Annotated in this window: 11 protein-coding genes and 1 pseudogene; 4 read left to right on the top strand and 8 right to left on the bottom strand. The window is 63.3% G+C overall.

From position 1 onward, the window contains the following. The 3 genes from CQW31_RS29870 to merE form a co-directional block, all read left to right on the top strand. Positions 1-632, top strand: a 632-nt coding sequence (locus tag CQW31_RS29870; protein ID WP_158238194.1) for an FAD-dependent oxidoreductase, incomplete at its 5' end; no start/stop codon positions are given. 16 nt (positions 633-648) lie between these two features. Further along, positions 649-1,014 (top strand): mercury resistance co-regulator MerD, encoded by a 366-nt coding sequence (gene merD / locus CQW31_RS29865; RefSeq protein WP_003465059.1) that lies wholly within the window; start codon positions 649-651, stop codon positions 1,012-1,014. After that, entirely contained in the window at positions 1,011-1,247 is a 237-nt protein-coding gene (merE, locus tag CQW31_RS29860; protein WP_001087809.1) for a broad-spectrum mercury transporter MerE, read from the top strand. Before merD ends, merE begins: the two co-directional genes overlap by 4 nt. Positions 1,248-1,299: 52 nt before the next feature. Here the strand turns inward: merE and CQW31_RS29855 are convergent, their stop codons facing one another. Genes CQW31_RS29855 through CQW31_RS29840 form a run of 4 tightly spaced genes read right to left on the bottom strand, consistent with a single transcriptional unit; the run spans position 1,300 to position 5,779 of the window. Beyond that, a complete protein-coding gene (locus CQW31_RS29855; protein ID WP_000904941.1) occupies positions 1,300-1,914 on the bottom strand; it encodes a recombinase family protein in 615 nt (204 codons plus the stop codon). Between the two features lie 60 nt (positions 1,915-1,974). Next, positions 1,975-3,192, bottom strand: coding sequence for a TniQ family protein (locus CQW31_RS29850; RefSeq protein ID WP_003465063.1), 1,218 nt, complete (start codon positions 3,190-3,192; stop codon positions 1,975-1,977). After that, positions 3,189-4,097, bottom strand: a complete 909-nt coding sequence (locus CQW31_RS29845) for a TniB family NTP-binding protein (protein ID WP_003465065.1) — start codon at positions 4,095-4,097, stop codon at positions 3,189-3,191. The genes CQW31_RS29850 and CQW31_RS29845 overlap by 4 nt, the downstream gene beginning before the upstream one ends. A gap of 2 nt (positions 4,098-4,099) precedes the next feature. Next, complete coding sequence (locus CQW31_RS29840; RefSeq protein ID WP_003465068.1) at positions 4,100-5,779, bottom strand: Mu transposase C-terminal domain-containing protein; 1,680 nt, start codon at positions 5,777-5,779, stop codon at positions 4,100-4,102. A 265-nt stretch (positions 5,780-6,044) separates the two neighbouring features. Here CQW31_RS29840 and CQW31_RS29830 point away from each other — a divergent pair. Next, positions 6,045-6,428: pseudogene (locus CQW31_RS29830) on the top strand (transposase); the annotation flags it as partial. 288 nt (positions 6,429-6,716) lie between these two features. Here CQW31_RS29830 and CQW31_RS29825 read toward each other — a convergent pair. From CQW31_RS29825 to CQW31_RS29810, 4 genes are read right to left on the bottom strand one after another with little or no spacing between them, the layout of a single operon-like run. After that, positions 6,717-7,952, bottom strand: a complete 1,236-nt coding sequence (locus tag CQW31_RS29825; protein WP_003089075.1) for a TolC family protein — start codon at positions 7,950-7,952, stop codon at positions 6,717-6,719. Continuing rightward, positions 7,952-8,254: a DUF3240 family protein gene (locus CQW31_RS29820; RefSeq protein ID WP_003288512.1), complete on the bottom strand. Its 303-nt coding sequence runs from the start codon at positions 8,252-8,254 to the stop codon at positions 7,952-7,954. Before CQW31_RS29820 ends, CQW31_RS29825 begins: the two co-directional genes overlap by 1 nt. Further along, complete coding sequence (locus CQW31_RS29815) at positions 8,247-11,330, bottom strand: efflux RND transporter permease subunit (protein WP_003089077.1); 3,084 nt, start codon at positions 11,328-11,330, stop codon at positions 8,247-8,249. Before CQW31_RS29815 ends, CQW31_RS29820 begins: the two co-directional genes overlap by 8 nt. Beyond that, on the bottom strand, positions 11,330-12,442 hold the full coding sequence (locus CQW31_RS29810) for an efflux RND transporter periplasmic adaptor subunit (RefSeq protein WP_023628708.1): 1,113 nt from the start codon (positions 12,440-12,442) through the stop codon (positions 11,330-11,332). Before CQW31_RS29810 ends, CQW31_RS29815 begins: the two co-directional genes overlap by 1 nt. Positions 12,443-12,819 lie beyond the last annotated feature (377 nt).

Below are 12,819 nucleotides of genomic sequence, written 5' to 3'. Positions count from 1 at the left end.
TGCGCGCTGACAAGTTGCTGGTTGCCACCGGTCGGGCACCGAATACGCGCAGCCTCGCGCTGGACGCGGCGGGGGTCACTGTCAATGCGCAAGGGGCCATCGTTATCGACCAAGGCATGCGCACGAGCAACCCGAACATCTACGCGGCCGGCGACTGCACCGACCAGCCGCAGTTCGTCTACGTGGCAGCGGCCGCCGGCACCCGTGCCGCGATCAACATGACCGGCGGCGACGCAGCCCTCAATCTGACCGCGATGCCGGCAGTGGTGTTCACCGACCCGCAAGTCGCCACCGTGGGCTACAGCGAGGCGGAAGCGCACCACGATGGCATCGAGACCGACAGTCGCACGCTGACACTCGACAACGTTCCGCGAGCGCTTGCCAACTTCGACACACGCGGCTTCATCAAGCTGGTCATCGAGGAAGGTAGCGGACGGCTCATCGGCGTGCAGGCGGTGGCCCCGGAAGCGGGCGAACTGATCCAGACGGCGGTGCTCGCCATCCGCAACCGCATGACGGTGCAGGAACTGGCCGACCAGTTGTTCCCCTACCTGACAATGGTCGAGGGGTTGAAGCTTGCGGCGCAGACCTTCAACAAGGACGTGAAGCAGCTTTCCTGCTGCGCTGGATAAAAAAAGGAGGTTTTCAATGAGCGCCTACACCGTGTCCCGGCTGGCCCTTGATGCCGGGGTGAGCGTGCATATCGTGCGCGACTACCTGCTGCGCGGATTGCTGCGTCCGGTGGCGTGCACCCCGGGCGGCTATGGCCTGTTCGATGATGCCGCCTTGCAACGGCTGTGCTTCGTGCGGGCGGCCTTCGAGGCGGGCATCGGCCTGGACGCGCTGGCGCGGCTGTGCCGGGCGCTGGATGCTGCGGACGGCGATGAAGCGGCCGCGCAGCTTGCCGTTCTGCGCCAGTTCGTCGAGCGTCGGCGCGAAGCGTTGGCCGATCTGGAGGTGCAGTTGGCCACCATGCCGACCGAGCCGGCACAGCACGCGGAGAGTCTGCCATGAACAGCCCCGAGCGCTTGCCGTCCGAGACGCACAAACCGATCACCGGCTACCTGTGGGGCGCGCTGGCCGTGCTCACCTGTCCCTGCCATTTGCCGATTCTCGCCATTGTGCTGGCCGGCACGACGGCCGGCGCGTTCATCGGAGAGTACTGGGGTATCGCAGCCCTCACGCTGACCGGTTTGTTCGTCCTGTCTGTGACACGACTGCTGCGGGCCTTCAAAGATCGATCATGAGCGCTTCCCATTGAGACAAACCACGCTGTCGCTACGTTGCCTCATGCCGGCATCAAATTCGGCTGAGTAGCTTCTCGCCATCTGGACGTAGCTCACCCTTGGGTGAAACATGCCGATACAGGGTCTGCCGCGTGACGCCAAGTTCCTGGCACAGGTCGCCGACCTTGGTCTCTGGCTGACCCATTGCCGCCATCGCCAGCCGCAGCTTGGCGGCGGTCATCTTGAACGGCCGGCCGCCTTTCCGCCCGCGCGCGCGGGCCGAGGCTAGGCCGGCAATCGTGCGCTCCGCGATCAACTCGCGCTCGAACTCGGCCAGGGCGGCGAAGATGCCAAAGACCAGCTTGCCGGCGGCGGTCGTGGTGTCGATGGCCGCGCCGTGCCCGGTTAATACCTTCAAGCCGATGCCGCGCCCAGTCAGGTCGTGCACGGTGTTGATGAGATGTCGCAGGTCGCGTCCGAGCCGATCCAGTTTCCACACGACCAGTGTGTCGCCAGTTCGCAACGCCTTCAGGCAGCTCGTCAAGCCGGGCCGATCCTCGCGCATGCCGGATGCCTGATCCTCGTAAAGATGTACTGGATCGACCCCGGCGGCAATCAGCGCGTCGCGCTGCAAATCGGTAGCCTGGGAGCCGTCCGCCTTCGATACCCGCATGTAGCCTATCAGCATGTCGTACCTGTCACATATACGTTCGATTATGTGACAGTGTGAGCCAGAAAGTTCTCGCCGTCAAAAACTGTCACTTAACCCGTCATTTAGTCTAAGACCTGCAAACGGCCATTCAGGCTCGTAATGTGACAAAAACTCCGGCGGGATGCCCTCCTTGGTGAACGTGGCGCGCAAACGTTCCAGGGATTCGGGGTCGCGTCGCCCGTAGGACGCCAGTGTGAACAGCAAGCGGGCCGTCTCCGGGTTGTGTCGCGCTTCAATGATGGCCTCATCGATGGCCTGGGCTGCTCGTTGCCAGTGGTTGATGGGTTCCGGCTTCGGCACCTTCGCCGGCAGGCCGTTGGTGAAACCAGTGTGCGGCTCCGTCTGAAACAGCGCGGCCTGTTCCCCGCGCGGGATCAGCGCCTTTGACTCGATCAGCGTGATGGCGGTGGCCGCCGCCTCCAGCATCTGCCACTGCACCGCCGGGGCCAGAATCTCGTAGGGACGCCACAGACTCTGCCCGGCGCGCAGCGGATGGCCGCAGCGCTCCCAGACATGGCGGATGCTCGCCGAGCAACTGCCGCAGTGCGAGAGCGGCGTGTTCAGCTCATCAAGCAGGGTGCGCAGCAGCCGGAACCACAAGCCGGCGTGGACACGCCGACGCGGCAGCTCCACAAAACCCGTCGTCAGCGCCTGCCAGGTGCGCCGGTCCATGCAGGCGATTGCGTCATCGGCAGGGCGCGGCGCAGCATCGGCGATTTCCCACTGAAGATACCGGCCGGGCATGCCCCAGTAGGACTCCAGCCAGCAGCCATGCTGCGGGCAGCTCAGCATCAAGGGGAGCTGCCAGACGAGTAGCACAGCTTGATTCGTTGGATCGTTCAGACACTGCGGACACGCCCGGCGAATCGTCTGGCTCGGTAGCCAGGCACGCCAGCGAGTGATGGACCGCACCTTGCGGGTGCGCTTGGGCAGGAGCACCGCGCATTGGAATGTATAGGTTTCCAAGGCTGCTGGTACCGAATCGTCGAGACTGTCGAGCAGCCACGGCACCCAGCCTGCAAGACTCATGCTGCGCAACCGCTCCAGCTCGACGCCACTGCGCTGGCAGAGCGCCGTCAGCAACGACAAGGATGGTGCGGTATCCAGGTCATCAAGTTGGCTGTGACCAAGATCGTGGGCCAGCAGCTCGTGCACGTCCATCTGGTAGCAGGCGGCGACCCGGTTGAGCCATGAGGACAGGGCTTCGCCTTCCTTGGGTGCCGGATGCAGCGGCCAGCGCGGCGCGGACTTCACATCAGTTCCCGCTCGAACTGTCGCCGCCGCTCACTGGGGCCGATGTAGTCGGCCATGCTGAGCGTGCGGTGGTTGATCGCTTCCTCGCCACTCTCCACGGCGGCGACGGCCGCCGCCACCAGCAGATGTGCAAGCTCGCCGATGGTGCCTTCGCTCCGGGTGAGCAGGTAGCGGGCCATGTCCAGCGTGGCAATCGGGGATGGCCGCCGTAGCGGGAGTGACGCCGCGAAGCTGGCCAGCAGCGAGCAGCAGTCCTCATTGGCCTCCCACGGCGGCAGCAGCATCGGCTCGAAGCGGTTTTCCAACTGATCGTCCGAACGGATGGCCAGGTACGCCTCGCGCGTGCCGACCCCGACCAGGGGGATACGCAGCTCGTTGCCGAGGAAGCGCAGCAGGTTGAGGAACTCGCGCCGGTTAACGCTGTTGCCAGCCAGTACATTGTGCAGTTCGTCGATCACCAGCATGCGCACGCCGACCTTGCGCAGCAGGGCCAGCGCCAGTTGCTCCATTTCCGGCAGCCGTGGGCGCGGGCGCAGCGGCGCGCCCATCGCAGCCAGCAGCGCGACATAGAAGCGGATCACCGATGGCTCTGACGGCATCTGCACGACCAGCACCGGGATATGTTCTTGGTCAGCGTCGGTGCCGACCGGGTGCGCCCGCCGGAATTTCTCGACGATCATCGACTTGCCGTTGTTGGTGGGGCCGACCAGCAGCAGGTTTGGCATGCGTTGCTTGTTCGGCCACGCATACAGAGTTTCCAGCCGGTTCAGCGCCTCGACCGCGCGCGGGTAGCCGATCCAGCGGTCGGCGCGAATGCGCTGGATGCGCTCGTCTGCCGGCAGCCTGGCCAAACCCTGTGCCGCTGGCAGCAGGTGGGACAGGTCAATGACGGGATATTCGTCCACGGCTACCACTCCTCGATCTGATCGAACGGTTTGGCCGGCGGCAGGTTGTCTGCCTGCGGGTCAGCCATGTCCACATCCGGCGGTATGGGCTTGGCCGGTGGCTCCGACGTCTTGAGGTGCTGGCGGCGATCAGCGTCGCGCCGCGCCTTGCGCGTGGCCTTCTGGGCGGTGGTCACGATCTCGCGCATCTGCCCGATCATGCGGAACAGCGCCGACTCGTCCACCTGCTCGCGCCCGAGCTGACGCAATTTGGCCAGCGCCTGGCGTTGTTCCCAGAGGGTGACGGCCGGATGGGACAAGGTGCGGTAGTGGATCTCCAGATAGTGCTGACCTTCCGGTTCCAGTACCCAGATGCGGCTGATGTCGCGCGGATCGCGCCGGATCAGGAAGGCGGGCAAGCGCTCGCGCCGGGCAATCCACGGCTTGAGGGCGTCGGCGTAGTAGTGGATGTGGTCGATGACAAAGCCGGTGCGGGTCAGGGTGCGGCGGATCACCGGCAGGAAATCGACCAAAAACGCGGTGGGGCGGGTAACGACGGCCGGGACGCCAACGCGCTCCACGGCCTCGGCCCAGCGCGCGGCCGGCGGCTGGAGCAGGCCGTTGTGCACGGAGCCGTGATAGGTGCCTACCGCCAACGCGAGCCAGCGCTCCAGCTCGCGCAGCGTCAGGGTGGCCATCTTCTCGGAATCGTACTCGCCGCGCTGGCCGGGATTGGAGAAGGTCGTCCCCGGTAATTCGTCGTGGATCATCTGCATCGCCGTGCCGATGATCCGTTCCACGATGCCGCCGTAGTGCGGCTGGCCTGGTGGGCGATAGTCCAGCCGGATGCCATGCTGTTCGCAGCCACGGCGCAGCGCTTCGCTTTTGAACTCGGCCGCGTTGTCCAGATAGAGCAGCCTGGGCTTGCCGCTCATCGGCCAGTCCATTTCCACATTCAGCCCTTCCAGCCAGGGCCGCTTGTCGCAGGCGGCATGCGCGAGGCATAGGCCGACCGAGACGGCGGACGGCGCTTCCAGCGTGACCACCATGCCGAGTACGCAGCGCGTGAACACGTCGATGGCGAGGGTCAAATATGGGCGGCCAATCGGTTGCCGGTCGCGCTCGTCGACCACGATCAGGTCGATGACGGTGTGGTCGATCTGCACCTGTTCCAGCGGCATGGTGACTTCGGGCGGAATGCCACCCGCGCCTTGCAAGGGACGGGCAGCGTCCTGCCCGCCCCGGCTGCGGGCTATTTTCGCCGGGTGTAGTCCGGCAATCCGCTGGGCCACGGTGTTGCGCGCCGGCACCGGCAGCTTCTGGGTTTTGCACGCCTGCGCGACTTCGCGGTGGAACGCCGCCAGGCTGCGTTTCTGCTTGGTCAGGAAGCGCTTTTGCAGCAGCTCGCGGATGATGCGCTCGACCGGTTCCGGCAAGCGCCCCTTGCCTTTGCCGCCGCCGGATCGGCCGGGCGTCAGGTCTGTTACCAGGCCAGTACCCTGCCGGGCGCGACGGATCAGGACATATACCTGTCGCCGGGACAGGCCCAGCGCTTGGGCTGCCTCATCGGCGGCTTCATGCCCGACCACCTCAAGCGCTGCCAGTGGCCCGATGATTTCCGTCCGGTGCCGGGCTTGCGCCCATGCCTCGTCGGGCAGGGTGGCCACGCCTTGCGCGGCAATCGGTGGAGTGTCTGATGTCATGCCCAAACCTCGCTTTGGTGCACACGAGTATTGAGCATAGTCGAGATTGGTGCAGACGACTCCTGATATTGGGCTGTCAGGAGCCGTATGCACACCAGGCGTTACATCCAGTCAGATGGTGCGGTCGTCTTCTGAAAACGACAGAGCCATTCCTCGATAGAGTTCGGCAAAACCTTGGTTTTCCCGAACTAACCAGACGCCACAAGGGTTTGCGGGCAGGCGCTGGGCTTAAGTGCACTTTCTGTTCCGTTGCTCCCCAAACCCCGATATCACCCAGGTCGACAAACTGCTGCACGGTAACGAGAACGTCGTCTGCGCCGATGCCGGCTACACCGGCGTCGAAAAGCGCCCCGAACATGCGGGCCGCGAAGTGATCTGGCAGGTCGCAGCACGCCGCAGCACCTACAAGAAGCTCGATAAACGCAGCGCCCTGTACAAAGCCAAGCGCAAGATCGAGAAGGCCAAGGCACAAGTGCGAGCGAAGGTCGAGCACCCGTTTCGAGTGATCAAGCGCCAGTTCGGTTACGTGAAGGTGCGCTTCCGTGGCCTGGCCAAGAACACCGCTCAGCTGGTGACGCTGTTCGCGCTGTCGAACCTATGGATGGCGCGCCGACATTTGCTGACTACCGCAGGAAAGGTGCACCTGTAATGCGGAAAATGGCTGCTGCGAGGTGCTCGCGGCGGCCAAAAACGGAGAACTGAGCGGGTTACCTGGTCGATTTTGATCGACGGCCCGCTTTCAAAAGCAGCAAGGGCTGAAGTCGACCGGAAATACAGGGTTACTTCAGACCTTCCCTTATTGAGATAGGACGGCCGTTTATTATTCAGCTGTGGTCACTGGCCGTTTCCTATCATTGCTGCCGAAAACTAACCGGAGCATGAGTAACTCATTACGATTCTGAAAGGTTGCCCGGCCTATGCCGGGCAACGCAACAACTCAGCTTTCGTCCAACCCCCATATCCAGTGGGCATCGATCAACAGCGACAGATGGGTGCGCAGCGTATCCGCGTGGGCCTGCAGGGCGCTGGTAGACGATGCGACGGCTTGCCGGCGAGCCAGCAACAACGACTGCAGATCCACCTCGCCCAGTTCGTAGGCACGCTGCATCTGTGCTTCGTTCTGGGTCATGGCAGCGGCGCCATCCTTCGCGATCAGGTAGCTCTCGTAAGCACCTGAAGCCAGTTCGACGTCACGGGCAATCCCGGCTTCCAGCTCGCGTTTGGCCAGGTCGACATCCTCGCGAGCCGCATTCTCCTGGGCCAGCGCCTGGCTGTAGCGAGCACTGCGCGACCCGCTGGGGATCGGCATGCTGAAGCTGACACCGTAGATGCGCTCACGGTTGCCCTGCTCGGAGGCGGTGAATACCCCCAACGTAGGATCCGGCACCCTGTCAGCCTTCGCCCGGGCCGATTGCCCCTGATTTCTCAGCAGAGAGGCTTCGACCCGACGCAGCACATCGCTTTCGGCCAGGATCCGCTCGCGCCAGGTGTCGTACTGACCGAGTTCGGCCGAAGGAATGGGCAGATCAACCACTTTGCGCTCGATGCCAGGGAAGCGCCGCGACAGTGTTGCCCAGCTCGCAGCGGCTTTTATCTTGGCTTCGTTGCCTTGTCGCAGTTGCTCGGCCACTTCCGCCTTGACCAGGCTTACATCCAGCTTAGAGGCGTCACCCGCACGGTTGCGTTTTTCCGCCGCCGCCAGGCTTTCCTTGGCTGAGGCCAGGCCTTTATTGGCGATGGTGAGCGCGTGCTCCGACACCAGCCAATCCAGCCACAGGGTCATCAGTTCCCGCGCGGCTTCATGACGGACTTCGCCATAGGTGGCATCTGCCAATCGCAGCGTTGCCGAACTGATGTCCTGGTCGGCACTGGCCTTGCCAGGCAGGCGCACCGTGCGCTCGATACCCACGTTCCATTCGTTGTAGTTGGGGCCAGCGTCGGTACGCCGTTGCTGGCCGATTGCCGTGGCCGTCCATTCATAAGGCGAACGCCGGATGATGCCAGCCTCCAGCATGGCGGCATCCATGCTGGAGCGTGCCGAGGCCACGCGGGGATCGGCGTTGAGCAGCGACACCACCAGCGGCTTGGGCAGAATGTTTGCCGGAGCGGCAGGTTGCGCCACGGCCGTGCCACACACACTGATCAGCAGAGCCAGGGGAACAAGGCGCTTCATCACACGAACTCCCCAAAGTTACTGACCTGGACCGTCCAATAGCGCAGCCCGGTATTTGGAAACTCCTCCTTGAGGGATTGCAGCACCTCCGTGAGTTGCTGCCGTTCCACCACGAGTTGGATCTGCACAGCCTTGGCCCGCCCCATGACACGCTCCATCGGATTGAGTGCCGCGGTGGACAGCCCGTGCGCCGCAACCGGTGTGCTGGTGAAGATCTGGTTCCCCGTCACGACCAGGAGGTGGTCGATGAGCTTCTCCTCCAAGCTTGGGGTGCAGAGCAGCGTCAACCAGGTATCAGGCATCTTTGGCCTCCTTTTTCGCGTGGGCGAATCGCAGATAGAGAATCGGGAGCAACATGAGGGTGAGCGCGGTGACGGTGATCAAACCGCCGATCACCACGATGGCCAACGGCCGCTGGATCTCGGAGCCGGGCCCGGTAGCGAACAACAGTGGGACCAGACCGAAGGCGGTGATCGAGGCGGTCATCAGTACCGGGCGTAACCGGCGACGGGCACCCTGGAGCACCACTTCCCGCAGTGGCAGGCCTTCGCCATGCAACTGGTTGAAGTAACTGACCAGCACGATGCCGTTGAGCACCGCGATACCCAACAAAGCGATGAACCCCACCGACGCTGGCACCGAGAGGTACTCGCCAGTGACCCACAGCGCGACGATGCCGCCCACCAGGGCGAAGGGGATGTTGCTGAGGATAAGCAACGCCTGGCGCACGGAGCCGAAGGTCGAGAACAGCAGGACGAAGATCAGACCAAGCGCCACGGGAACGACGATGGACAGCCGGGCAGCCGCACGCTGCTGGTTCTCGAACTGGCCGCCCCAGCTGATGCGATAGCCGTTGGGCAGTTCCACCTGCTGAGCCACCAGCGCCTTGGCCTCCTCGACGAAGCCGACCAGGTCACGACCGCTGACGTTGGCGATCACCACGCTGTAGCGGCTGCCCATTTCCCGGTCGATCTTCACCGGGCCATCGGCACGCTCCAGTCTCGCCACGCTGCTCAGCGGAATGGTCTGGCCATCCGGCGTGGTGATCCGCACCGCGTTGAAGTCCGCCGGCGACGTGCGCACCGACTCGTCCGAGCGAATGAGGATCGGCGTGCGCTGGTTGCCTTCGATCACCAGGCCGGCCTGCTGGCCTTCGATCTGCACGCGCAGTGCATCCTGGATGGCCTCGACGCTCAGGCCGAAACGGCCAGCCTGCAGCCGGTCGATCTCCACGCGCAGATACTGCACACCGTCGTTCTGCACGGTGTAGACGTCCTGGTTGCCCTGCACAGTCTTGAGCAGCGACTCGATCTTGCCGCCCAGTTGGCTCAGGGTGCCCAGGTCAGGGCCATAGATCTTCACGGCGAGGTCGCCGCGCACACCGATGATCATCTCGGAGACGCGCATCTCGATGGGCTGGGTAAAGCTGTAGCCGATACCCGGCATTGGATCGAGCACCTTGCGGACCTCGTCCATCAGCTCTTCCTTGGTGTCCATCCGCCATTCGCTCATGGGCTTGAGCAGCAGGTAGGTATCGGTCTGGTTCAGGCCCATGGGATCAAGACCGATCTCGTCGGAACCGGCCCGCGCCACGATGCCCCGGATCTCCGGGACCGCTGCCATCAGCGCGGTCTGGATCTTCTTGTCCAGCTCGGCCGTCTGTTCGAGGCTGACCGATGGCAGTTTCTCGATACCCACGATCAGGTCGCCTTCATCCATGGTCGGCATGAAGGTCTTGCCCACCTGGGTGTAGACCAGGCCAGCGACGACCAACATGGCGCCAGCGATGATCGCGATCAGTTTCTGCCGGCCAAGCCCCCACTCCAGCACCGGGCCATAGATGCCCAGCAGCTTGCGGGCAAGCCAGGGGTCTTCGTGCTTGACCTCGCGCAGCAGGTAGGAGGACAGCACGGGGATCACGGTCAGCGACAGCAGCAACGATCCCGCCAGAGCGAAGACGATGGTCAGCGCCACCGGGACGAAGAACTTGCCTTCGAGGTCCTGCAGGGTGAGCAGCGGCAGGAACACCGTGATGATGATCAGGATGCCGGACGTCACCGGTACCGCGACCTCGCGCACCGCCCGGTAGATGATGTGCAGACGCGGCAGCTTGCCACCGGAAGGATCGGTGGCCAGACGCTGGACGATGTTCTCGACCACCACCACCGCGGCATCCACCAACATGCCGATGGCAATGGCCAGCCCTCCCAGACTCATCAGGTTGGCGGACATGCCGACGAAGCGCATCAGGATGAAGGTGATCAACGCCGCCAGCGGAAGTACCAGGGCAACCGTCAGCGCTGCGCGAACGTTGCCGAGGAACAGGGCCAGCAACACGATGACCAACACGGTGGCCTCGATCAGCGCCTTGGACACAGCCCCTACCGCTTTATCGACCAGCGACGAGCGATCGTAGAAGCTGGTGATGGTGATGCCTTTCGGTAGTGTGGCCTCCAGTTCCTTGAGCTTCAGTTGCACACCGGCGACCACTTGGCGGGCGTTGGCGCCAGCCAGGCCGAGCACCAGGCCTTGCACAGCCTCGCCCTTGCCATCCTGGGTCACCACGCCGTAGCGGGTCAGGGTGCCAAGGCGAACCTCGGCCAGGTCGCCAACCCGCACCGGGCTGGAGCTGTTGGAATTGACCACAACGGCCCGCAGGTCATCCAGGGTGCGGATGCTGCCCTCGCTGCGTACCAGCAGGACTTCGTCACCTTCACCCAGTCGGCCGGCACCGTCGTTACGGTTGTTGGTGTTGACCGCGTTGGTCAGCTGCTCAAGGCTCACGCCGCTGGCAGCCATGCGGATGGGATCTGGCAGTACCTCGAAGGTCCTGACCTGGCCACCGAGGGAGTTCACATCCGCCACGCCAGGTACGGTACGCAGCGCCGGCCGGATCACCCAGTCGAGCAGGCTGCGACGTTCGACCAGAGACAAGGTTGTACCGTCCACCGTGAACATAAACATCTCGCCCAGCGGTGTGGTGATCGGCGCCATGCCGCCACTGATGCCGTCCGGCAGGCTGTCGCTCAGGTTGCCGAGACGCTCGGAAACCTGTTGCCGCGCCCAGTAGATGTCAGTGCCATCCTGAAAATCGATGGTGACATCGACCAGGCCGTACTTGGTGACCGAGCGCAGGATCTTGGTCTTGGGAATACCGAGCATTTCCACTTCGATCGGCACGGCAATCCGGCTTTCAACTTCTTCCGGGGTCATCCCCGGTGCCTTCATGATCACCTTGACCTGGGTGCTGGCCACATCAGGGAAGGCATCGATGGGCAGCCCACGGTAGGCATACCAGCCCGCGCCGGTCAGCAACAGCGTCGCCAGCACCATGAACAGGCGCTGGGACAAAGAGAATTGGATAAGACGGCTCAGCATCACTCACCGTCCTCTTCAAGCCAGGCGCCTTTCAGCGCAATCACGCCGGCGACGGCAACCTGGTCCTGTTCGCTGATGTTGCCCTGGACACGGACCAGTTGCCCCGCGCTGGCTTCGACCTTGACCGGGCGGGCTTCAAAACCGTCGGGCGTGCGGACGAACACCACGGAGTCGGTCTTGTTGCGAGCGACGGCAGACAGAGGGATGTCCCAGGATTTGCCAGCGGCCTGAACCGGGATCTCCACGGTGACGAGCTCGCCGGGACGCAGGGCGCCGTTGGCATTTTCGATTTCGGCGCGCAGCACCACGAACTGGCTGGTAGCCGAGAGGGTCGGGCTCAGGTTGATGACACGCCCATTAATGCCCTTGTCGACCACCGTTACGCCCGCGCCCGGCTGAATGCCAATACTGGCCGCGGCCGGAATCTGCACGTCCAGCCACAGCGCATCGACCTGGGTGATGTTCAGCAGCGACGTGGCACCGTCGACCCGCTGGCCGGGCCGGACCGAGATGTTGCTGACAATGCCGTCCTGAACGGCGCTGAGGGTGATCCTGTCGGAAGGAATCCCGGAGCGGATGACCTGCTCGATCATGGCCGGGGTCATTCCCGCCAGGGCCAGTTCGGCCTTGGTCTGCACCAGAGTCGCTTCCGCTTCCTTCAGCGTTGCCTGGGCTTCCTGCGCCCGACGCTGCGGAATGATGCCCTCATCGAACAGCTTCTGTTCCCGGGTGTAGGCCTGCCGGGCCAGCGTGGCGCGGGCAGATGCCTGCAACAGCTGGAGCTGGAGCTGGCTCATCGCCGGACTGGACAGGCGCACGACCGGCTCGCCTTTGCGAACGGCCTGGTACTCGCCCACCAGCAGTTGCACCACCACACCTTCAAGTGGGGAACTGACGATCTGCTCCGCTTTCGGAGGCACGACAACCTGGCCGGGATATCGCGTGCTGACCGTCTGTTTCATGCTTTGCACAGCAGACGTCTTGATACCCAGCGCTTGAATCTGTTCATTGGCGACAGAGAACTTCTCAGCACTCATGGCAGGCCCTGAAATAATAAAAGCGATGGCGAAAGAGAGCCCCTTTACACTGCGCAGATAATGTTCGTTATTCATCGAAAGTTCCCCGTGAAGCGCCATGACATGGGCATGCTTTAGACCTGTCTTTGAGGATTTTTAAATCGCAAGGCGAGCGCGGTCGCAGGACACACATGAGTAACCCACTCGTCTGCTGCACCCTTTGCATGGAAGGAGATTGTCGTAGACTCCTCTACAGGTTCGATTCTAGAGGGGGGTGACTATCAGGAACGTTACCGCTGAATTACAAATTTGAAGGATTCCACCTCCCTCCTGATTTTCGTTTTAAGGATTCTCCGATCAAGTCAGCACAGGCCATCTGACCTGTGCTGAAATAGCCCTCCGTCCAACTGCCTTCTACAAGTCTGCCATCCCATGAGTCAGATGAGCTTTTCCGATTTCGAGTACGCCGGCAA

It is taken from the genome of Pseudomonas sp. 382 (assembly GCF_002759075.1).
GTDB classification, from domain to species: Bacteria; Pseudomonadota; Gammaproteobacteria; order Pseudomonadales; family Pseudomonadaceae; genus Aquipseudomonas; species Aquipseudomonas vlassakiae.
Note: the sequence above shows the minus strand (reverse complement) of the source record. Positions and strands in the feature narration are given on the sequence as shown.

Coding starts and splice junctions, on each gene's coding strand:
- merD (WP_003465059.1), top strand. CDS start 649: ATGAGCGCCTACACCGTGTCCCGGCTGGCCCTTGATGCCGGGGTGAGC.
- merE (WP_001087809.1), top strand. CDS start 1,011: ATGAACAGCCCCGAGCGCTTGCCGTCCGAGACGCACAAACCGATCACC.
- CQW31_RS29855 (WP_000904941.1), bottom strand. CDS start 1,914: ATGCTGATAGGCTACATGCGGGTATCGAAGGCGGACGGCTCCCAGGCT.
- CQW31_RS29840 (WP_003465068.1), bottom strand. CDS start 5,779: ATGACATCAGACACTCCACCGATTGCCGCGCAAGGCGTGGCCACCCTG.
- CQW31_RS29825 (WP_003089075.1), bottom strand. CDS start 7,952: ATGAAGCGCCTTGTTCCCCTGGCTCTGCTGATCAGTGTGTGTGGCACG.
- CQW31_RS29820 (WP_003288512.1), bottom strand. CDS start 8,254: ATGCCTGATACCTGGTTGACGCTGCTCTGCACCCCAAGCTTGGAGGAG.
- CQW31_RS29815 (WP_003089077.1), bottom strand. CDS start 11,330: ATGCTGAGCCGTCTTATCCAATTCTCTTTGTCCCAGCGCCTGTTCATG.
- CQW31_RS29810 (WP_023628708.1), bottom strand. CDS start 12,442: ATGAATAACGAACATTATCTGCGCAGTGTAAAGGGGCTCTCTTTCGCC.